Here is a 21656-nt window from a genome sequence, read left to right as displayed (position 1 = left end):
ACAATGTATGAAAATTGAAGCCATCTGACAGGGGGCAAAAAATGGAAATTTTTGTAGGGTCTGGTGCAGAGGGGGGGATGTCGAAATGTTGTGGTCGATAAAACTGACCCCGTTTTCAGTCTGTATTCACCAATTATCGGCTGCTTTACTCCTGAGTCGTCAAGTTGAATAGGTCTGTATATTATAATTACCAGAATTAGATATTGATGGAATCGTTGTTTTTATTATATTTTAGATGCAGGCTTATTCAATTCCCACTCTGGGCAACAATGCGTAATTTATTGGTTTTTTTCGCCAGCAGCTAAAATCTATAGCCCTATCACTTACCTTGAACAAATAACCAAATCAAATATATCATCACAGCGTGATACTAAGTGAGATAATATATGTGGTCACTCAGCATTCATCTTATTTAAGATGGTTTTCTATATAGATTGTATTTAATTTTGAAATACAGGGGATGTAAATGAAGGTCAGAATGAAAAGGTATAATTCTTGAGCATCTACAAGATGGCGTCGAAGGCATACATGAAATGCATAATAAACCACCCCTTGGTCGGGATTCGATTGGGTGCAAAAAGGCGGCTTGGTTATAATTAATGGTATCCCATTGTACTATCTTGGAACAAGATGCTGAGATGAGTATGGAGGGGTTGGTTATTGCATATCCAGTCGATTTATCTTCATAATTTTATGTTTTTTCTGAGTTGTCTGTATGGTGAACAGGCTCAGCAAGTCGTTGGGTAGGAGTGTCTGCCACCATATGGCAGCGCAAAAATGTTCATTGCCATATAGTGGCACGGATTTTTGGCATTGAGATAGTAGTTTCATTAGCTTAAGGCCTTGTTTTATAAAGCGCCATTTTTTAATGATTAGGGTTTGTGTACATGATAAAACCATAACGATTTGCATGCAAAAATCTGGGGGAATTTTCGATAAAAATTGCCATAATATGGCAATTGGCCCTTTATATGCCATCAAACAAGGCTTGGAATTAACCTGCATGAAGAATGGTATTTTAATGGTGGTGGCTTGGTTTGTTGATGTCCCTTGCGGCATAACAGCTTGTTGAACTAAATAGCTGTGCCGAATAGTAGATCACTGTACTCGTACCGCTTCTACAGGTGACATGAAGCACACATCGTCGCTGAACCTTGTCATTTCAAGCGTTGCCGTCAGATTGCACAAATTCCTTACGCTAAAGGCTTTCGGCAAGATGTAGCACTCCATTAAGAACAGTTGATTAGGGCGTGACATTAAATTTTGTCATGTAGGCAAGGTTAATATTTTCTTGTGGGTGATTATTGCTTAACACATCAAGGATGTTATGTTGAATTTTAGAGGAAGCCATGCTGTAGTGTTGAGAGACGGCTACTGCTTGTTAAGACTTAAATGGTTTAACAATAGAGGGCATATATTTTAATGGAAGGTGGCTGCGTTCTTTTTTATTGAGAAGCATCATATTATCCTCCAATTAGGCTGAGCACTATCGATGCGTCATTGATAGTGCTCGACACATGTATGCTATTTATTGAGATCTAGCTTCTTTGCTGACAATGGCGAGAGCAACGACAACAACGCTGAGCATGACAACTTTGTCAGTTTCAAGCTCTTTGGCTTGCTCCAACAATTTTTCAAGCAGTTCGAACATGATGGGCTCCTTTGTTTTTCAACCCTGTTAGGGAACAGCTATATTATGGACGTTGAATAGGGGGCTTGTGGTGTGACCAATTGGTTGTACAGATCTAGTTATCACCTGACACCGGCCTCAAACCGGTGTCTTGTGTACGCTACTTTAGTGCGCACTTCCTTCGGTATCAATTTCAGACCCTTCTTGAACATGGTGTAGGGGGTTTGACCCTACATCATCCTGCCTTGATGTGGCCGCTGGGTGTTGTAGTGCTCCAGGTAGCTATCCAGGTCTGTCTGCATCTGCTCTACCGACTCATACCAGGTCGTTCTCCCCTTGATACGGAAGTGTTCATCCAGCAGTGTGCGATGCAGTCGCTCGATAAAGCCGTTGCTCTGCGGCCTGCGCACCTTGGTAGTCCGGTGCTCAATGCCCTCCAGTTGCAGGAACAGCTCGTAGGGATGGTGGTCAGGTCGTCCACAGAACTCGCGCCCGTTATCCGACAGGATGGTATAGACCCGTGCCTCATGGGCCTCGAAAAACGGCAGCACCGTTTCATTGAGCACATGAACCGAGGTCACCGGCAGCTTGCTGGTGTAGAGCCGTCCCCAGGCGTGGCGACTGTAGCAGTCCAGCACGGTTTGCAGATACACCTTACCGACCCCCTTGAGCGCGCCGACGAAGAAGGTGTCGACCGCCACCAGTTCCCCGGTGTAGTGGACCTCAATCTGACGTTCGCGAAACTCGGGGCTGAAGCGCTCTAACAGGCGAATTTGCTCGTCATTGAGCTCAATGGTCTGCTCCCGGTGGGTTTTCTCGAGGCGCAACAAGCGGTCGTGTTTGGAGAGCAAGTCGTGACGTTGCCACACGCCACGCACGCCGCCGGCACTGACATTGATGCCTTGCAGAGCCAGTTCTTGGGCGACCCGCAGCGGGCCATGAGTTGGTCTGGTGAGGGAGTAATCGAGGATGGCCTGTTCAATCTCGGGCGCAACCCGATTGGGATGAGCCCCTTTACAGCCCGGCAATTTGTCGAGCAAGCCCTCGGCGCCATAGGTCTGGTAATTACGGCGAATTTCGTAGAACTGCTGGCGGCTGTAGCCAATGAGCTTGCAGGCTTTACTGACGTTATTGAGCTCTTTGGCGAGCTCTAGCAGGCTGAGTTTGCGACGTGCTACTTTCTCGTTGGTGGTCATACGGTGACTCCGGATAACACGGTAGGGGTACCGTTTTGTTATCCGGTTTGAAGCCGTATGACCACTCCCTTTTGTGGGCAACTGTCAGGTGAATACCATCTCCATACAAATGGTATTGTTGGTAAATGATTGGGCTGGATGAATGTGCCAAGATATTATTCGATGGCAATGATGTCGTAGTTCCTGATGGCGTTGCCGATAAAGACCTGATATTCCTCGCCGACAGTCAGTCCCATGGCGGGGGAGACAACAGGGGTATCTGGTGTAATACAGATAACCTTGCCCTGTGTGCATTCGTGCGGCTTGCCAAGGCTGGCAGGTGCAATAAAGAGTTGCACTCTCTCTTGCCCCTCCTCGAGCAGGGTGATAAGGGCTCCAAGTTGAATGTGCTGGTAGGGGCGTTGCTGTTTTGCTAGCAGGCTATGCAAGCGAATGCATTCTTGCAGTTGTCCCTGAAGTGTCAGTAGTCGCAATTTTTGGGCTTCAGTCAGATATTGTGCTTCCTCTTTGAACGTGTCATAGCGCGATTCCATGGCGCCAATGTGATAGTTGGCCTCCTGTTGTGCTTCATGAGCACCTGCGATGGCCAGCTCGCACATCCGGCGCAGTTCCTGTTGCAGCATGGTGAGCAACTGCAACTTAAGCGTTCTGGACATAGATCCGCTCCTCATTTATCGCTGCAGGCTGACGGGGCGGAAAGCTAAACCCTCGCCCTTGCTTGAGGCACCACGAGCGGGTTGAGCCAGGAAAACCGCAGTTGAAGTTGCATTGACCGGTTAGTACCAGCCGCAGCGGCATCTGCAATTCCTGCTGATGTTGTGCCAGCCAGGCTGGCAGGGTTGCCAGTTCTGAAGAGGGCATCGAATGACCAAGCTCCTTGCGCATATAGCAGAGCGAGATACTCTCGTCAGGAAATACCCGCAGATAATCAGCGAAGCCCTCCAGGCAGTCAGCCTGTTGCGGACAGTGCCGGCACTGCTGCGCGTCACGGCGCGCCTCATCCCCTAACTTGTACTCGACAATGCCACCGTGCCGAGTTTGATAGCGAATACGGTCACGTCCTCCGTGCTGACTTGCGCTACGGCCAGGGGCATTCAGCATGCTGATATCGGCAAACTGGTTAAGTGCTTCATGTGGAGAGATATAAAAGCGTTCATATTGCTCCGCCATGCTTGGCATCCAGTAGAGATCCAATAATTTGAGCCTGAGCTGGTGGCGATCAATAAATGCAATCTGCTCTGGCAGATCGGCGCAGTGGCCTTTCAGCAATACCCGATTGATGGCAAGAGGAAGCCTATTGGCGATAGCACTCTCCAGACCATCGATAAAGCGGTGATATAGGTTTTGACCTGTGATCTGGGCAAAGATGTCGGGGTTCATGGTGTGCCAGCTCAAACGTACGAGATCAACGCCGGCCTGCTTGAGCGGCAACGCATGACGAGCCAGCAGGCTGCCATTGGTAGTGAGCGATACCGTACAACCACATTCTTTAAGGTAGGCGACGAGATCAGCCAGTTGATGGTTGCCATCTCGCCACAGCAAGGGTTCCAGTGCGGCAAGCTCGATTTTTCGGTTACCACCGTGGGCCAGCCAAACCGTGATCAACTGGCGAATATAGTCAAAACGTAGTTGCATTTGCTCTCTCCTCAGTCCATTTCATGGGGGGCAAGATAACGCCGTGTGGGCCGCATTTAGCGGCGTGCCAAATGGTGGGCCGTCATGGCGAAGCGGGGGCGGGGTTAGCAGGGGAGCGGGGTTCCCACGATGACCTTGGCTTTCAGCAGCCCCGCTACGGTGCGGCGGTAGTGATAGCCATCCTCAGCGACAGGTTCTACGGGTTTGTCCAGCAAGGTTGCGGCCAGACTGGCATGGATCAGGTAGTGATGCCCCCCGCAGCAACGCAGAACAAAGCGTTCGGCGCGCTCAGAAAGTTCCATCCAGGCTCGGGGCAGATCGGCACAAATAAGGCGACGAAGAGCATGACGAGCCCGCAGGCCATGTTGCCGGCAGCTGGCCATGGCAACCAGTTTCCAACCACGCTTGGCCTTGAACAGGGTGCTGGCTATGACCCGGCCACGATAGGTCACCAGCCGCCAGCGTTGGGTCTTGCTCAGCAGATCCGCTGGCTCTGCATAGTGCAGGCCGCCACTCACCTCGGCATAACTGGCGACCAGCAATGCCCAGACCTGGTCCAGATAGGGTTGCATCTGGCGGCTGTTGGTCAGGGTCAGTGTCTTCATGTAGCCTCCGTATGGGTGAGTGACAACGTGGATATCCTAATGTTGTCCGGGAGGCACTGAAGACATCACCAGTTGGTGAGCGCTTTTCTGGATGATTTATGAAAATGCACTCTGTTCGACAGGCGTGGTGCAATGGGGCAATGCGGTGATGCACTGGGTCACGCCATCCAGATAGCTTTGCAGGGGGGAGAGGTAATCTTGCCGGATCTGGTCGATCAAGGTATCGATTGCCCTCTGCAGATCCTGCTCGATGGCCGAGCACCCTTTACCGAGCAGGTCGCTGTTATCAAACCCAACCCGTTGTCTACGGGTATGCTCGGTCGGCGCTCCCATAAATTTATCTGCGATAGCTGCAGCTGCCAGCGCGGAGATTGCGCTGACAACCGGGCCACCCAGTGCTCCCGCCAACCCTCCCAGCAGGCCGGCGCCCAGGCCGGTTAGGCTGTGCCTGCCCGGATGGGCAGGCTCCTGCCAGGTAACATAGCGATCCCGGTACTCCCCCAATTCGCTCACCTGAAGCAGGCTGGCTGGGGTGGGGAGTGTGGCCAGCAGTGGAGCGAGATGGCGCTCGATCAGCGTTGCCAGTGTCTGTTCACGCAGCGACCGATAGTCGTTGAGAAGTTGGTCTCGCTGCTGTCCCTCTTGATGGCGTTCAACCAGTGTCGGCCAGGCGTCAAGCAGCGAGATCAGCGCTTCTTCTTGCAGGGTTTGCCGCAGGATGGGGAGCGCTTGCTCGATCCGCCACAAGGCCTGCTCCAGCCGGGTCAGTGCTGGTTTTAACTGATGCTCAAGGGGAGCGATTACGCTGCGCTGAATAAAATAATCGAGCTGAGCTTGCCACTTGGCGGGTTTATAGCGCAGTGCTTGCTCGGTGAGGGTGGCAAGCGCCTCTCCCAGCCTGTCCAGACCATGATCAGAATCAGGAGCTGTTTTGGCGCAGGCCACGGAGAGACTGATAGCCTGACGTAGCGTCCCCTTGCTGAGCAGGTGCTGCTGTGCGCGCTGATAGAGATCCTCCTCTTGTTGCTCACGTCGCTCGGGGGACTTGGCAACCAGCTTGCTCACCACCTGATGGCTGGCTTCATCCCAACTCTCTTGCTGGATGTCGCTGCGACTGATCACCGGCAGCAGGGGCTTGCCCAGGGTCAGCTCTGCAGCAAGGGCATCGAGTTCATGGATCAGTCCCGGATTGGTGGAGGGGGTGATCCAGAGCAGGGCATCGGCGCTATCGGTAAAGCGCCTTGCCAGCTCGCCGTTGGCCCGGGTGACCGAGTGCAACCCCGGGGTATCGATCAAGGCCAGTTTGTCGCCGATCAGGATCACCGCAATCTCGCGGGTGGTTTCAGTGGCCCCTTCCGCAAGTGGTAAAGGGTGGGGGAGAAGGCTGCCTTCACGCAGGATAAAGGCCTGCGCACTGGCCATCAGCGTGGCGCCAAGTCGTTCGCTGAGATAGTTGATAAGGCTCGATTTTCCGGCGTTCACCTTGCCATAAATCAGCAGTACCAACCGGTCGGCCAGTTGTTCGCTCAGGGCTCGCATCGGTGCCTGGTTTTGCCACTCTTGCTGCCAGCCGGTGGCCAGATTGCTGAGAGTCGTCGTGAGCTGCGCCGCATCGGCTGCCAGCGCAGAGTTGGCGGCTCGCGCTGCCAACGGGGCGGGCAAGGCCAGTTGTTGTTGCAACTGGTCAAGCTGAGCCAGTAACCCCGCCTCTCTATCATGGGCAGCCCGTGAGGCATCGGTCAACTTGGCCAGTCTCAGCTGAAAAGGGGTGAAGGGATCACTCATGGTCTGCTCCTCGGGTTGGCAGGGTCAACGCCGCCAGCGCTGCTTGTAGCTGAACCAGCTGGGCCAACTCCCGTTCCAGCGGGGCGGCGGCCTGCTCGGCCTCTCGCTCAATCCTGTGCAGCAGCGCTTCATAACAGCCTTGCGGGTCTGCCTGCAGTGTTGTGATGCCAGGGCTGGCCACATTCAGCTCGCGGCAGAGTTGCTCCAGCATCAACTCGCCCTGACGGCGGCTGGCGGGGTTGGGTCCTTGCGGTGTCGGATCCTCATATTGCTCGCTATCGGTGTTGCTCTCACGGGTGGCCAGATAGGTGACTACGCCGCTCACCAGGAGACCGCCGAGCCAAAAAAGAGGTGCTGCCATCATGTGCTCCTTAACGGTTGAGGGTATCGATGATCTGGTTGAGACGATCGGCCAGGTTTTCCCGAGCCGACAGCGGTTGCAACTGCGCCTTCAACATCCTGGCTTGCAGCTGGATCTGGCGAGCCTGCAGGATCTGCTCGATCGCACCCTTGAGTCTGGCAAAGCGTCGGTGACGGCGGGCAAGCCAGCCGGCAGCGTCAGCCATCAATTGCTGGCGCAGGGCCGGGATGCCACTGCTGGCCAGCACAGACGTTTCACCCACTCGTTTACCCAGTTGCCAGCGGGTACTGCTGCACAGTACCAGCGGGCCATCCCACTGCTGCAAAATGGCGGCCAGCGCTGCTTCCTGCGCCTCCTCGCTGCACTCGTCGATCCGGGTTAACACCAGGGTGGCATCGTGCTCCTCCAGCAAGGGAAGCAGGTCGGGGGCCAATTCACCGTTGCCGAGGGCATGGAGGATCAACAGATGATCGGCCTGCGCCATCGCCTGCAGGCTGGCCATATCATCCGCGCCGCTCGGGTCGGCATTGAGCCCGGGGGTATCGAGCCAGCAGAGGCCGTGGGCCACTCCTGTTTGCAACTGTCGGGTCTCCCGGCGATCGGCCACGGTAAACAGGTCACGCTCCATCAGTGCGTTGAGCAGGGCGCTCTTGCCGGTGTTGTAGTCGCCTATGGCGGCGACGGTTGGCCGCGGATCGGCGCGGTACAGTGCCTGCAGCGGGGCGATCTGATCATGCAGGTCCGGATAACGGCCAAGCAGGGTATCGAGCAGCATGGGGGTCTCTCCTGTCACTAGGGTATGAGTCAGTATCACGCCGCACTTGGGCTGTCGGTGATGTCACCAAATGGTGCATCCTGCGGGGCCAGCATGATGGCTATCTCCTCCAGCCACTGCTGCCACATCAACCGCTGCCGGGCATCGGCACTGGCTTGGCGAGCCAGTTCGGCCAGCTGTTGCTCAAGTCTCGCCAGCGGCTCGGCCAGGGTGGCCCGGATCGCCTCGTCCAGTGCCAGTGCGATCGTGCTTTCCAGCTGTTGGCTGAGGGCGCTGAGTTGTTGCATCTCAAGCAGCTTTGCATCGCGGGCCAGCTCGGCTTGCCGTGACTGTTCACGCTGCTGGCGATAGATCTCGGCAGCACCCAGCAGCAGGGAGATAGCCAGATTAAGCCGCCCTCCCACCTTGGCGAGCCCCCCCTGTAGCAGCGGCATACCGAGCTTCATTGCCTCATCGACCGGATCGGTGAGCGGCCCCGCCGGGGCAGTGTGAGGCAATGGCTGCGTCATCGGATTAAGGGCGCGCCACTGCCGATCGGGTTGTTCGCTGGCAAGCCAGCTTTGCAGCCCGTGACAGAGCCTTTCAACCAGCATGGCAACCTGGGTTTGTGGGTCAGTGCTGTGGAGCGCCGCCGTCAGCGCGGGGCGCTGCGCGTTCAACTGGCAGGTCAGTTGTAACCGCCCCTGTTTTTGTAGCCGCTGTGCCAGATGTTGCAGTTGTTGTCGCGCCGTCAGCAGCGACTGACTCGCCGGCTCTGCTGCCCCCTGTTGCAACAGCTGGGTCAGCCCTTGTTGCAGACAGGCCAATAGCGGGGCTCGCCAGGGTTCGCCGGCCAGTTGTCGGGTGGCCCACTGTTGTAAGGTGCTTGCCAGCAGTGGGTAGCCACTGGCGGCCAGCAGGGGGCCGCCTTGCTGGCGGGCCTGCCAGGCGGTCTCCAGATTAAGGGGGATCACCGGGATGGCGGCCAGTTGCGCAGGGGGGATCCCCTCCTGCTCCAGCGCCAGCAGATGGCGGCAGAGCTGCTGTTGCCAACAGGCGAGTAAAGCGGGTTCGCTGCTATCGCCATTGAGCACGATCAGCAAGGGGTTGCCACGTTGCAGCAGGGAAGCCAGCTGGCGATAGAGGCACGCCTCATCCACATCACCGCTGCGCACCACCACGACCACCAGATCGGCGCTGGCCAGCGCCGCCTCGGTGACCGTCTGATGGGGAATGGGGGCGTTCAGCCCCGGGGTATCGCGCAGGCAGAGCCCCTGCCAGGGGTAGTCGATCACCCGGCCGGTCAGCGGGATATCGCCGGTCGGTGCCAGCTCCTCGCCGCTAAGCACATTGACCAGGGTGCTTTTGCCTGCGTTGTAGTTGCCAAGCAGCAGCAAGGTGGCGGGCTGGTCGTGTAGCCGGGTCAGCCAGCTGGCGAGTGTCCGGGCCAGCGGCATGCCAGCCGGGGTGGCCTGCAAGGTCTGCTGCAGGGCTATGAGACGCTGTTGCAGTTGGGCCTGGGGAGTATGGAGCATGGTCGCTTCCTCTGTAATAAGCACAGGAAAGAGGATAGCGGTGGCGAGTAAAAAAAACGGGCTGGCCAATTGGCCAGCCCGGGGGCATTTCTCTCATCCCTTTAGTCAGGGCGTGGTCCGACAGGACCTAAACCATTTTTCCTACACCTTACCGGTATAAGGTCTTAATCCCTTTAGTCAGGGCGTGGTCCGACAGGACGCTATGCTGCTGGGTGGTGTTTCTCTGATGAACGGGTCTTAATCCCTTTAGTCAGGGCGTGGTCCAACAGGACTAAACCAACATAGGAGCTAGATGATGATTACCTTCCGTCTTAATCCCTTTAGTCAGGGCGTGGTCCAACAGGACCCGGAAGGCGACAGGTGTTTAGGGGGGTACTCTCCGTCTTAATCCCTTTAGTCAGGGCGTGGTCCAACAGGACAATAAAGACCATCGTCGTTTGGTAGCCAAGGCCAAGTCTTAATCCCTTTAGTCAGGGCGTGGTCCAACAGGACAGATTGCCTCGAACCTCCACGAGTGTCTGAGCCAGGTCTTAATCCCTTTAGTCAGGGCGTGGTCCAACAGGACGAGCGGTTCTTTTTCACTGTGGCCAAAGATGGAAGTCTTAATCCCTTTAGTCAGGGCGTGGTCCAACAGGACCGAGGCCGGTACCGATAAACCACACACCACCATGGTCTTAATCCCTTTAGTCAGGGCGTGGTCCAACAGGACAGACGACCTTTTTCAGAGCACCGGCAGCTCGTAGGTCTTAATCCCTTTAGTCAGGGCGTGGTCCAACAGGACTCAGACGTGATCTACAATGGTCGCGATGACGACGAGTCTTAATCCCTTTAGTCAGGGCGTGGTCCAACAGGACTCAAGTCTCGTTGGACTTTTGCTCCAGTATTCCTGGTCTTAATCCCTTTAGTCAGGGCGTGGTCCAACAGGACTTTATGCTAACCGTCTATTCTCGTCCACTATCGTGTCTTAATCCCTTTAGTCAGGGCGTGGTCCAACAGGACTGAAGCCATTTATAACTCATTGTTTTTATTGATGCAACTTATCCACTGGTGTGGACAGGGTTGTGGATGAAAAAATGCCATTTTAAGCATTTTTTATGCCCATTGGTTTATTGTGTTTTTCAACCAACTGTTTTTAAAAAAGTTATATTTACCACCATTTTTATGAGGCCTCACTGCAGGCCTCTCGTTTTTTTATCTTGCAATGGCGAGGGATTTGTGAGTGTCAAAATACATAATCCGCCAGCCGGGGATCGTCGTGAAAGAGCAGTACCGGACCACGAGGGCCCAGATGAAAGCTTCCTTCGACGACGGAAAAGGGCAGGCAGAGCAGGCGATCCTGCTCCGGCTCGATCAGCCCCTTCAGCTCATCACAGAGGGCGAGGCGTTCTGCAGAAGTCAGCGGCAGCAGATAGAGGGATTTTTGCAGTGGCCAGCCGGCCTCGGCACAGCGGCGTTGCATCCGGCGCAGGCGCCGTGGACAACTGATGTCATAGCCGATCAGCCAGAGCGGTTTAGTGGTCATGGCCAACCTCCCGCTTGAGGGTCTGCTCCAGTACCTTTCGACAGACTCGGGCCAGTTGTCTGAGCCGGGGCTTACGCGTTTTTTGCCAGCCAAACCAGAGGGGATAAAAGAGCTGCTGGCCCGCCCGGGTCAATCGACAGCCCTGATCCGAGGTGGTGAAGTGCTCCGCCGTCAGGGTATGACTCTGCCATAGCTGCAGTAGCCAGCGTTCCAGCTCGGCCCGGGTCAACTCCTTGATATCGAGCAGCAGGCTGGGCCTGCGGTAGCCGGTCACATGGTGCAATCCCAGCTGGGGGTCGAATCCTTCGGCCAGCAGCGGTGGCAGCAGTGCACTGTCCTCCAGGGTGGAGGTCAGCGAGAGCAGGGCATTGACGGGATCGCGTGGTGGTTGACGCTGACGCCCGGTAAAGCCGGTGCCGGCCAATTGCCTGGCCCATCCCTGCCAGTAGCGCTGACTCAATTCGGCTTCAGCCAGCATGGGATGGTGCAGCGGCTTGAGTGGTGGCAGAGGGGGCTCGCCCAGTTGAGCCAACACGCAGTTCTGCCCGAGCCGTCGGGCGTTGAGCAAGCGGCGTACCAGTTGTTGCTGGCAATCAGGTTGGGTGATGGCACGATACTGGATCAGGCGCAAGCTGTCGGGGGCATGGTGCAGCGAGCAGAGATGAGTGCAACTGCGGCGCCCCATGGCAATAAAGTCGATGCCTCGCTCGGCCAGCTTGAGCAACAGATCGCTGGAGAGGGTGATGCCCTGGCCCACCATCAGGCGGCTGATCTGGCCAAGACTGTAGAGACGGGAGGGGAGGTCAGGGTGGGCGAGATGGAGCAAACCATCTTGCAGGGTGAGTTGGTAGTCGGGGTGATCGAGTAGCAGGGTGGTCATGGCGGCGCTCCGGCAGGGATTTTATCCATGCTAGCGTGCCGCCATCGGCCCAACTGGCTGACCAGTTGGTGGGATTACCGGAAGTGAATATGGTCAGGCTGCAGTTTTAGCCCCTTGCATTCGTAAGGGGTACGTTGGCCCTTCTCCTTGATGCTGCTGACAGTGACTATTTGGTAGTAGCTGGCGAGACGGGGTCCCAACGCATGGGTCAGCGCTTCATTGGTATCTTTTTGCAGCCGTACCCAGAGGTTTTTATGGTTTTTGAGCAGGGTCGCCAGATCGCGCTGGGGATGTTCTGTGTACAAAAATTGGGTAGTGCTGTTTTCTTGCAGCAACCATTTGCTGCGATATACCCGCTTGGCATCGGGTATATCGCCTGCGTTAAAACGCTCCGCTTCTCTTTGACACATGCGAGAGACGGCATCAGTGGCCAATTCAAAGAGATCTGCGAGTGAGATCTTGTCATCCACCAGAGTCGCGGGATGAATTGCCCCTCGGAAGAAGGCGGCCAGGCGTCCGTCAAGCTCTCGCTCTTTCATCCCTTCGCGCGGTGCATCCAGCCCTTCGCCCGGGTTCTCCTTGCTGTCTTGGGCCAGCCAACTATAGAAGGCAAAGCAGTCCGGTTTCAGGGGCACTTCGATGTCATCACACCAGAGGCTCATATGCTCAAAATCGAGGGTGACGCTGGCGCGTTCAAAGGTAAGGGCATTGGCCCGGTTGATGCGATCCACCGTCTGGGTGTAGCTGAGCTCATCACGGCGGATCAGGTCGGTTGGCATCTCCTCCCGCATCAGCACCAAGGGGATGGTTGCCAGGGTCACTTCGGCCTGACTCAGGTCATGTTTTCCCTCTTTTTTGGCATCCGCGCGCCAGACTGGGGTCGGCGTCGGGTAGTAAAAATCGGGCACCCGCTCATAAGGTTCGCTTACCAGCACATGGCTCAGGCAATCTTGCGGGCGACCAAAAAGGCTCATGGCATAACCCAGAGCAAAGCCCATAGTTTTGCGGCCACCGGCCAGCGAGGCGTGAATTGCCAGATCCGGATCGGCGGTGAGGGTGCGAACATGACGGGTGATGAAGTCGGTAATGATCTCCTGCTCGCGCTCGCTGCGTACATCCTCGAGGGGCAGACCATCGTCACCGCAAGGCACCTTGATGTCGGCCAAGGTAAAAATAAGCGGTGGCAGTTGGTAGTCCTGTTGCAGTCGGGTCAGTGGATTGTCATCACCCAACAGATTTTTGACCAGCCGCTCGCGCCCCTCGCCGGTTGTAATCACCTCGATGCGTGAGGGATATTTGGCGGGATCCTGGCGGTAGATACCATAGAGGGTCTCGGTGATGATTTGCGGGGTCATGCCCGAAACGGCCAGCAGTATGTGTTCCATAGCGATTCCTTGATGAGTCGGGATATTCAAAGCAGTGCCTCAACCTGATATTCGGTCAATGAAGCACCCAGTTGTTCCAGTTGATCTGCACTCAGTTCCTGACCCCGCAGCTCAGGGGGAACGGGCACCGACAAGTGCAGATAGCGGGCGCCACGTCGCTGTACCTCTGCCACCATGGGGAGCGGCAGTGTTCCGATCACCCGATCGCCGGCACAGATAAGTGCCGGATCGAGGTGGGGCAAGATGGCATCGATGGCCAGCGGCTGGCGTTGGCACCATGCGATGGCGCCGGGATGACGGCTGACAAGGTAGTTCATGACGCCCCCGCTTATTGCATCTTGTTGAAGTAGCTCTGCAAGGTGGTGTGGATTGCCTGGCCATCCGCCCTGTCGCAGATTTCGATACGGTTATCCTTTGCTCGCTGTACCATCTCGTCCGGCAAGGGGCGGGCGCTGATCAGCAGGCGCTCGCCAAACAGTCCCCCCAGTTTGCGTCCCAGGCTCTCGAGCTTGAGTACCACATCCTGATTGGTGCTCTCTCCCTGCTGTTTATCTCCCCAGTACTTGGCCTTGCATTCGATGGTGAGCAGCTGGTTGTTGTGACAGATCAGCACATCGAATTCGTTGTTTTTACCGCGAATACTCTGTTGCCGGAGCGCTTCGGTCTGCCACTCACCTTCGACACTCATGGCCACCTCGCTAAAGCCGCACTCCTGTGCGGTGAGGTAGGTCAGCTCCTCGAGCCAGCGTCCGGCCAGATAGCGGCAAGCGTCTTTGCTGGTAAATTGCAGGAATTTGTTGTGAGCAGCAGACCACCGTAACAAGCCCTCTTGCTGCAATCTTAAGCAGAGTGCTTCAGCATCTTTATTGGGGGTTTTATCCAGTTCAGCCTGGCAGTCGTGCAGATCCACCGCCTTGTGAGCGGCACCTTGCAAAGGGCCAATAAAGTAGCGGCATTCCCGTTGAAATTGTTTGCCCAGATAACGGGTCAGCTCGGCGCGAGCCCGGATCTCGTTATCATTGTGCGGGCCTATCCAGGTTTGGCGTTCAAACCCGTTGGCGGCCAGCATCTCGTCCATAGAGAGCACTGCTTGCCATTTCAGGGCGTAATCGACCCCGTCGTTGAGCAGCTGGATTTCACGGTTTTGGCTGTCGGTATAGAAGATCAGGGCGCGGGGAATGCCGCCGCTGGCGCTCTCGGGATGCTCGCTGTTAAAGCGGTTGAAGGCGTTGGCAAAGACCAGCGCCATCGGCTTGGTGCCACAGGTAGCGTTCAGTATCCAGCGTTTGTCGCCGTGGTGGGTTGCCAACCAGTCGATTAGCTCCCTGGCTTGCTGTTGCAGTTGTACCGGGCGGTGGCTGCTACGTCCTTCACTGATCCTGAGGGTCGGTAGTCCATGTCCCTGATAGAGTCGGGTCAGGTTGTCTGCTTTGTTGTGCAGGGTATTGTCGCCCAGTACCAGCACGACTCCCCGGCACTCTTTATCGGCAAAGGCCGGGATCAGATTGGGCAGCAACTGATCGGAGACCAGATTGATATGGATAGTCTGCATGGGAACTCCTTGAGCTTGAATGGTTGCCATTATGCGCCAGCTAACCTTCTTGCTGGCGCTGGCCAATTGGTGGGATCAGGCGATTAAGCGATAGCACCCGAGTCCAAATGTGGTTTTGCCACCAATCTGGAGCTGTTGGCCGATTTGTAACCAAGGTATTGCAGGCGCAATGTCGCCTTGATAACAGAGTTGACCAATAAGACCCCCAAAAGGAAGTTGTTCGCCTTGGCGTACCGAGAAGCGCTGCCAATCTTCAAAACGAACACAGGTGCCTTGTTGCTGATACTCACCCAGTGAGGGGATAGCCAGTGGTATGGTGGATAGCAGATGTTCACTTTCATCCACCCAGTAGTGGGTGAGTAAAGCCAAGCGACGAGCGATCTGTTCGAGTAAAAATGGCAATGGTAGAGGGATTTTTTTGACAATGTTGCCCTGATATTTCATCCGCAATGGACTCTCCAGTTGCAGAGCTACTTCATGCCAGATTGAAACCGGCTGTGGTTGCAACCAGTGATACAGTTGCCCAATGTGGATGCCAGGGTGAAGACCAAAGGGAGTGACTGTCGCGATACTGTGAATGGTGACCGGGATCTTTTGTGCTCCCAGTGGCAGGCATGGTGAACGGCCGAGGCAGGCGACCAGCTGTTCTGCTGCCTGACATGCAGCCCCCAACAAGACCAGATCAAATGAGACAATATCGTCTTGTTGCCACAGTTCTTGCCGATTGCCATCTGTTTGGATTTGGTAGGGTTTGGGCTGTTGAACGGCATGATTGCCGTACAAAAGCTGATAAAGGGGGGGGGCCCCCTTTATCATATGACCCAGCCAGCCATGCCAAAGTGACCCCTTGAAAGGGGGGAGGCGGCCATCCTGTTGCAGGCGAATATAGAAACGTAATCTGAGATAGGAAAACCGCTCGGTGACTTCATAGATCTCTTGAGGCAACATCAAGCCAGCACCTCAGTGGCACAAAACCGTTGCTGCAAGGTAGTCAATCGCTGCTTTCGCAGGAGATATTTTTCTTTTGCTTTCTTGCTGAGCTCTTTTGGTTTCACTGTGGTATCGAAATAGCCGCTAAAAACCATATCCAGCGCAAAAGCTAGGATATGTTTCCATTCATGGGGGCTAACGTTGCTATCGTTGCTTACCATATCCAGCAGGCGGTCAATCTCGCCCGCGGCCCCCTCTCGCTGGTTGTTGGCATCTTGCGTGGTTTGGCCTTTATAAGGTTCTAAACGTTTTTGTAAACGTAAACAGATTTGAAAAGGCTCTGACGCTGCATCAAACAAGGCTTGCTCTTTAGCGTGCGCTTGCGCTTGTTGCATTTGCGCTAGGCTCTCTTTTTCGAATTGAGACAATTCGTCTTGTGGCAGGGCTTGTAGCAATGCGGCTAAACGGCCTTGACCGATCAGCGTTACCGGGTTAGTTAACGACTCACTACGATTGAGTTTTTCCCCGTTTTGTTGCCATGCCGGTAACAGAGATTTAATACGGCCTTTTTGCGAGTCAGTGTATGACATCGCATCACTGAATTTACCGCTCGTTAATGGCATGTAGGTGAGGTTTTTACCTTCGTTATCCTGTTTGTCACCAAAGGCCAGTAAATGGCGCACTTGTGGGCTGTCTTGCCATTTTGTGGCTGAAGGGTATACCTGATTCATATGCTCAACAAAGAGGCTACGCAAGCTTTCGACAGTATGGTGGCTCTCAAGACCACGTGTACGCGCTAAACGGGCAGTGAGTTGCACTGCGCCTGCCCCCAATGATTTACCATGCCCCAAACCATGACAGAAACGCGCAATATCTTGCTCATTGCGTGTTGGGGTAATGGCCCAAAGCAGTGCACCGAGCTCTACAGGGTTGAGATTATGAAACACAATGCGCCCTGTGAAGCGGCTGCCCGGTTGCATCAACTCTAGCGTGCTTTGTACGCTGGTTTTATTTTGTAAATCAGCAGGAAGATGTGCATTGAACGCGTTTTGAGCCGGATAGCGTTTCCAACCGGCAATTTTGTTGCCTGTTGTATAGTCTTTTAGCTCACTGACCTGATCTTGTTGCTGGCTTTGCTCCAGATACGCATTCAGATAACTGGCTCTCGGTTGCCCTAAAATCACCGGCGTCGATGTGGCTGTGCCCTTATTTTCTCGGCAGAGTGCATCGCCAATGGCGACGCGGCTTTTTAATGAGAAGCCGGAGTGCGATAAGGTGCCAAACATCAGCCCTGGCAGGTCAAAAATGCTGGCGCTATTGAGGGCTTTTTGTTGCTGCAAGAGTAAATCACCCACACTCTTTTCGTATGGCATGCGCGGCATTTTTGCCAATCCTGTGGCCAGTATTTTCCCGCTTTGCTTATGCTTGCGCACAAAAAGTGGGATCCCCATGCTCGGGTAGGCACTGTGTTTGAGGTAGTTCACTAATTGTTCATTGTGAGCGGCAAACATACGGCTAATGCGTAAGGTGTCTTCTTCCGAATCCCAACGCTGGCTTTCGTTTTCTGCACGGTAGAACAGGTAGTGAAAGTTCAGCCGTTCATTTTGATACTCTTTTTTACCTGGGCGATAGCCAACAAAAACCGGATAACCTTCTAGCTCTGCGGTGCGTTCTAATTTGGCGCAGGCCACGGTAACCGGTTTGCCTTTCGTTCCACGTAGCGTACGTTCGCTCAAACTAAAGGGCAGAGTGTGGGTTGGCCAGTTTTTCTGGAACTTTTGGTATTTTTCCAATGCACCAAGGTGACTGTCATTGGGGATTTTTACTTTGGTGAAGCGTTCAATATCATCGCTAAAGAGCACCGTATGCTGACAAGGAGTGAACAACCATGCCTTGCTTTCTGCACTGTATTTTAGCCAGCCAGCTTGCAGATCGGAGTCTTGTAGCGTTTTGCTGTAGGCTGTTTCTGCGTTAGAGATATCACGAAACGAAAATTGAGGATCGTCGGTTTCGCTAAACTTGGCAAAACTGGCAATTTCCAAAACATTACGCAGCATGCCTTTAAGGCTACTGCCAGGGATAATAGGATTACCCTGAGGATCGCGCGCCCAGTGGACATGGGCCGGATGATGTTCACGCGTGCGATCACTGCCTGCACCCACCAAAAGTGGGGTCAGGTTAGTCAGATCGAATTCGATAATGCCATCAACACCGTCTTGCAGAGGATGGTCATGGCTGACCTGATGTGCCCAGTCCGGTGAGTAAACCCACTGTGATAACGGAACAAAGTGGTAAGGGGCATGAACCTGCGTCATTACTTATCTCCTTGCGCAAAGCCGGCAAACTGTTGCACCAGCGGTTGCCACAGGCCTTCTGTTGTGGCGGTTTGTCCTTGCTGCCACCACAGACGGTAGACCAGCTCTCGGCCTTGGGCGTGTGGCAGATCTTGGCGTAATACCAGACGTTGCTCACGGTAAGCTTGAATGAGGGTGCTGTTGCCATGGCTATTGCCATTACAATCAAGGCTATTCAACAAGGTGATTCGATAGGTTGTGCCGTGCTCGTGCTGAATATGCAGGCTGTTTCCGTTTTGGTGCCATTGGCCTTCTAGCAGATCTGCCGTGTGGGTGGGTAAGCCCAGAGCTAATTGGCTGGCGGTTTGATACCAACCTTCAGCCTGCGGCCATTGTGCCAATAAGGCGTTTAACTCTTCACGTTGGCCACGGCGACTTTCAATTTGCAGATGCCCGCTGATGAGCGTAGGCAGTTGGCAACCGAGAACTTCCGGTTGCTGTTGGCTGCATTGCGCGAGCGAGTTATAGGTTTTCAATGAGGATGCTGCTTGCATGTGTATTTACTCCTTGCCGCTGCCAGTTAATTGCGCAAAGTCGATGTCCCACGGTTGATGTGGCTGATGCATCACCAGAGATAAGCCTCGCCCACTGGCTGCGCCTAATGGCAATAAGCCCTCTTTGAGGTCGTTGAGCGTTTCCTCGAAGGCTTGTTGTACCTTCGCAGATAACGGTTTGCCCGGCAGTACGTGCAATGTCAGCGTTATTTCCGGTTGCCACAAAATCTCTTCACTGAATAATCGGCCCTGACGAACCCCACCGGTAAAGCGATCAATGCTGGTATGCGTGCGATGCAGGGGATGTGGTTGCAAAATCACGCAGTCATCCACAATTAGTCGGCCCGCTAAGGGTGCATCGCTATCTTCGCTACCAAACAATTCAGCCAGTGCTGCTGGGCGGTTTTCCCAGCTCTTGCTATCGGTTTCGGTAAGCTGTTCGGCAAAGTCACCGTTAAGTCGGCGCAAGTTATACGCGGTACGGTGCGCGAGAATACCTTTAATAGTGCTACCACAGAGCACAGCTTGAGGCTTATCGCACCAAGTGGCGTGCTGTTTTTGCCATTGAATGGCACTTTCAGTGAACGTGAAGGTATCCGTATGTTCAGTGGTATCATTCCCGATTGGGCGAGCACCACTTCCCGCACGCCAGCCGCCGAGTGCCGTCACGCCGAGGCGAGCAAAAGGTGTGGCCTCTGAGGGGGGCAGAGCTTGGCCTTGCGGTAAGGTATCGCGCTGGGCAAAACGCAGCATTTGTGCGCCCGCCTGTGGCTGGCCTTGCAATGTCAGTGGCGTGATCTCACTGCTGACTAAGCCTAATTTGCCTAACCCATTGCGGGTTGATGCGCCGAGTGCAAAGGCCGGATCGGCTAACAGCGCCAGTAATGCATGCCACTGTGCTTCACGCTCGGGTGACTCATCACATTGCATCCAACGAATATCGACGACAAAACGTAATCCGCGCGGCAGTAATACGGTATCAAATTTTCCTTTATCCGCAGCGCAGCCTCTATCGTTGATCCGAACGCGTTCACGGTGTAACGGGTTGGCTTGGTATAAGCGGCTAAGTAGAGGGTCTTGATGAATATCTTGCTCGGTCATCAAACCTTGAACCGGTTTACCTTGGCTGTTCAGTAACAAGCCGTGATGTACCGAAAGCTGTGCGGATTCATTATCGGTAGTGCCAAACCAGTAATCGGCAATGGACTGACCCAGCGTGGGTGATGTGCCCAACTGTTGTGTGGCTTTTTGACGCCATACGCCGACGAAGCTGGTGGCAGGAATATAGGGCAGCCCGTTGGCATCACGCACTAATTGTTGATCAAATCCGGTATCGCGGTCACCAGAATGGATAGCAAGCGGCGAGCGGGTTTCAAAAAGTAGTCTGGCTAACCAAAGACGTTTCATTGTCCGGCCTCCTGCTGGTTGTCTGCATTATGGGTAGCATTGTTGGCCGCATATTTTTTACGGTAGGCGCGCAGACCGTCATCAGTTGACAGATCGTAACGGCATAACTCTTCAAGCAGTAAACGCAGATCATCAAGATCCAGTTGGTGACGCGTTACGGCCGCATCAAACTGTTGTGCAAAGGTGACTAATCGATCACCTTCTGGCCATTCGATACCCCAACCGCTCGGATCGTTGGTGGTTTTACAGATGGCACTTTCTGACTCAAAGACAGCACGTCTCCAATCGAGAATGCCGTGGTGCTGGGCTCGGTCGGCATGCGATGAGCGAGCAAGATCGGCTAAACGACGCCACTGGCTGCTGCTAGGTCCGGCCTGATAAGCCGGTGGTGTGCGGTGATAGCGGCGCAGAGTCTGGTATGCATCGGCAATGTGGTGGTGCATGGATTGGCAACGCGTTTTGCGTTCAATAGTGCGAGTTTGCTTTGCCTGCTTGCTTTGCACCCATGCCAGCAGTGGGCTAGATGTTGCGTGGTTGGTCGGCGTTTCATGTAGAGCGGTCGGCTGTGGCAATGTCACGGCAAACGGCGTAAACAATTCGCTAGCTCCAGTACCAGGTGTTACTTGGTTTGCCCATGCGGGGTTAATCATGACCCAGCCTAAGCCTTGCTCTCTGGCGAAGCCACAACCTTGCTCCGTTAAGGCTTGTAGCGCCTGCTCTGTTGGCGCATCTTGTAACTGGTAAGTCAGTACGCTACCGGCTGCAATTAATAGTTGTTCGCTATTTAATCCACCTCGTGCGCGGTTAAAGCGGCGGACACGGCGACTACGAATAAAGGTACGTGTTGGGTCGAGCTCGCCACACAGCTCAGGGTGTAAATCTTGTGCACTTGGGGTGAGGGTTGGTTGGCCCAAGGCATCTAAACAAGCTACATCACTTAAACACCAGATCACCAACTCGTTACCGCGAGCCGCCGTTGGTTGAGGCTGTGTTTGTGGTTGGTACAGGCTCAGGCTGACTTTACCAAACTCACTGTTTCGTGATCGCCCTAAAACGAACTCGCCGTGCAGAGTTTGCTCGAGCAATGCCGCAAGCGCAGGCTCTGCACAATCAACCCAGCCGGCAAATGTTTGTTCAGCCTGAATGAAGGCATATTGAAACAGTTGCCCTTCTTTAGCGCGCTGAGTGTCACTGTCTAGTGCCGTGCGGGCGGTCAGGCCGGTGCGGATATCCGCAGCGTACTGTAAGGTCCGCGCCGAAGAGATAAAACCTTGGCGGATTTGCTGGTATTGGATTAATTCATTACGCGCAAAGCGGCGAGCCGCATGGTTGGTTAGCGCGTTTTTCTCCCCTTTTGGGGTATGCCAACTGGCGGGAGCCGGTAGGGCAATTTCACCGTATTGTGGGTTATCTGGGCCGGTTACCACAGGGTAGGCGGGGGAAAAACGGCATTCACCGGAGTGAAACAAGGTAAACGCGTCTTCTGTGCTCAGTTGTGGATACAGTTTACTGGCCACCGCGCCGAGTAATGCACTACCCGGAATATGATCCAACGTTTGGTGCTGTGTGGTTGCAGAGCTGCGGCTAATGATCACAGGTTCGAGCGTGGTTAGGGTATAAAAAATACGCAT

At 54.5% G+C, this 21656-nt stretch carries 19 protein-coding genes, 1 pseudogene and 1 CRISPR repeat array; of the genes and pseudogenes, 1 reads left to right on the top strand and 19 read right to left on the bottom strand.

What is annotated here, in order from left to right:
* The first annotated feature begins 910 nt into the window (after positions 1-910).
* Positions 911-1072, top strand: coding sequence for a hypothetical protein (locus G5149_RS00925; protein ID WP_161653784.1), 162 nt, complete (start codon positions 911-913; stop codon positions 1070-1072).
* A 456-nt stretch (positions 1073-1528) separates the two neighbouring features.
* Here G5149_RS00925 and G5149_RS00920 read toward each other — a convergent pair whose 3' ends face one another.
* The 19 genes and pseudogenes from G5149_RS00920 to G5149_RS00830 all read right to left on the bottom strand — a co-directional run bounded on the left by G5149_RS00920 (position 1529) and on the right by G5149_RS00830 (position 21656).
* Positions 1529-1651, bottom strand: a complete 123-nt coding sequence (locus G5149_RS00920) for a hypothetical protein (protein WP_257621998.1) — start codon at positions 1649-1651, stop codon at positions 1529-1531.
* A 101-nt stretch (positions 1652-1752) separates the two neighbouring features.
* A pseudogene (locus G5149_RS00915) lies at positions 1753-2826 on the bottom strand (IS481-like element ISAs19 family transposase).
* 155 nt (positions 2827-2981) lie between these two features.
* A complete protein-coding gene (locus tag G5149_RS00910) occupies positions 2982-3482 on the bottom strand; it encodes a hypothetical protein (RefSeq protein WP_321150928.1) in 501 nt (166 codons plus the stop codon).
* Positions 3466-4461, bottom strand: coding sequence for a radical SAM protein (locus G5149_RS00905; RefSeq protein ID WP_325782205.1), 996 nt, complete (start codon positions 4459-4461; stop codon positions 3466-3468). Before G5149_RS00905 ends, G5149_RS00910 begins: the two co-directional genes overlap by 17 nt.
* A gap of 104 nt (positions 4462-4565) precedes the next feature.
* Positions 4566-5066: a hypothetical protein gene (locus G5149_RS00900; RefSeq protein WP_088869031.1), complete on the bottom strand. Its 501-nt coding sequence runs from the start codon at positions 5064-5066 to the stop codon at positions 4566-4568.
* Between the two features lie 96 nt (positions 5067-5162).
* Positions 5163-6851, bottom strand: coding sequence for a hypothetical protein (locus G5149_RS00895; protein WP_421211158.1), 1689 nt, complete (start codon positions 6849-6851; stop codon positions 5163-5165).
* Entirely contained in the window at positions 6844-7212 is a 369-nt protein-coding gene (locus tag G5149_RS00890) for a hypothetical protein (protein ID WP_408746757.1), read from the bottom strand. Before G5149_RS00890 ends, G5149_RS00895 begins: the two co-directional genes overlap by 8 nt.
* Positions 7213-7222: 10 nt before the next feature.
* A complete protein-coding gene (locus G5149_RS00885) occupies positions 7223-7987 on the bottom strand; it encodes a GTPase (RefSeq protein WP_421211156.1) in 765 nt (254 codons plus the stop codon).
* Between the two features lie 35 nt (positions 7988-8022).
* Positions 8023-9501 carry a GTPase gene (locus G5149_RS00880; protein WP_421211154.1) on the bottom strand — a complete coding sequence of 493 codons (1479 nt, stop codon included), beginning with the start codon at positions 9499-9501 and terminating at the stop codon, positions 8023-8025.
* Between the two features lie 89 nt (positions 9502-9590).
* Positions 9591-10500: direct repeats of the CRISPR family, unit length 38 nt; unit sequence GTCTTAATCCCTTTAGTCAGGGCGTGGTCCAACAGGAC.
* Positions 10501-10723: 223 nt separating this feature from the next.
* Positions 10724-11023 (bottom strand): CRISPR-associated endonuclease Cas2, encoded by a 300-nt coding sequence (locus G5149_RS00875; protein ID WP_088869025.1) that lies wholly within the window; start codon positions 11021-11023, stop codon positions 10724-10726.
* A complete protein-coding gene (gene cas1 / locus G5149_RS00870) occupies positions 11013-11903 on the bottom strand; it encodes a CRISPR-associated endonuclease Cas1 (protein ID WP_321149727.1) in 891 nt (296 codons plus the stop codon). Before cas1 ends, G5149_RS00875 begins: the two co-directional genes overlap by 11 nt.
* Positions 11904-11977: 74 nt before the next feature.
* Positions 11978-13288, bottom strand: coding sequence for a CRISPR-associated ring nuclease Csm6 (csm6, locus tag G5149_RS00865; protein ID WP_421211151.1), 1311 nt, complete (start codon positions 13286-13288; stop codon positions 11978-11980).
* Positions 13289-13314: 26 nt separating this feature from the next.
* On the bottom strand, positions 13315-13605 hold the full coding sequence (gene csx16, locus G5149_RS00860; RefSeq protein ID WP_088869022.1) for a CRISPR-associated protein Csx16: 291 nt from the start codon (positions 13603-13605) through the stop codon (positions 13315-13317).
* Between the two features lie 11 nt (positions 13606-13616).
* A complete protein-coding gene (locus tag G5149_RS00855; protein ID WP_408744843.1) occupies positions 13617-14840 on the bottom strand; it encodes a Card1-like endonuclease domain-containing protein in 1224 nt (407 codons plus the stop codon).
* A 75-nt stretch (positions 14841-14915) separates the two neighbouring features.
* Positions 14916-15788 carry a CRISPR system precrRNA processing endoribonuclease RAMP protein Cas6 gene (gene cas6 / locus G5149_RS00850; RefSeq protein ID WP_408744844.1) on the bottom strand — a complete coding sequence of 291 codons (873 nt, stop codon included), beginning with the start codon at positions 15786-15788 and terminating at the stop codon, positions 14916-14918.
* Positions 15788-18085 (bottom strand): TIGR03986 family CRISPR-associated RAMP protein, encoded by a 2298-nt coding sequence (locus G5149_RS00845; RefSeq protein WP_421211148.1) that lies wholly within the window; start codon positions 18083-18085, stop codon positions 15788-15790. The genes cas6 and G5149_RS00845 overlap by 1 nt, the downstream gene beginning before the upstream one ends.
* Positions 18085-18618 carry a hypothetical protein gene (locus G5149_RS00840; RefSeq protein ID WP_088869018.1) on the bottom strand — a complete coding sequence of 178 codons (534 nt, stop codon included), beginning with the start codon at positions 18616-18618 and terminating at the stop codon, positions 18085-18087. The genes G5149_RS00845 and G5149_RS00840 overlap by 1 nt, the downstream gene beginning before the upstream one ends.
* A gap of 6 nt (positions 18619-18624) precedes the next feature.
* Positions 18625-20025 carry an RAMP superfamily CRISPR-associated protein gene (locus G5149_RS00835; protein ID WP_320655037.1) on the bottom strand — a complete coding sequence of 467 codons (1401 nt, stop codon included), beginning with the start codon at positions 20023-20025 and terminating at the stop codon, positions 18625-18627.
* Positions 20022-21656, bottom strand: a complete 1635-nt coding sequence (locus G5149_RS00830; protein ID WP_421211146.1) for a hypothetical protein — start codon at positions 21654-21656, stop codon at positions 20022-20024. The genes G5149_RS00835 and G5149_RS00830 overlap by 4 nt, the downstream gene beginning before the upstream one ends.

The organism is Aeromonas sp. 600479 (genome assembly GCF_049175515.1).
Classification (GTDB): Bacteria; Pseudomonadota; Gammaproteobacteria; order Enterobacterales; family Aeromonadaceae; genus Aeromonas; species Aeromonas veronii_A.
The sequence above is the reverse complement of the archived record's forward strand: the minus strand, read 5'-3'. Positions and strand labels throughout refer to the sequence as shown.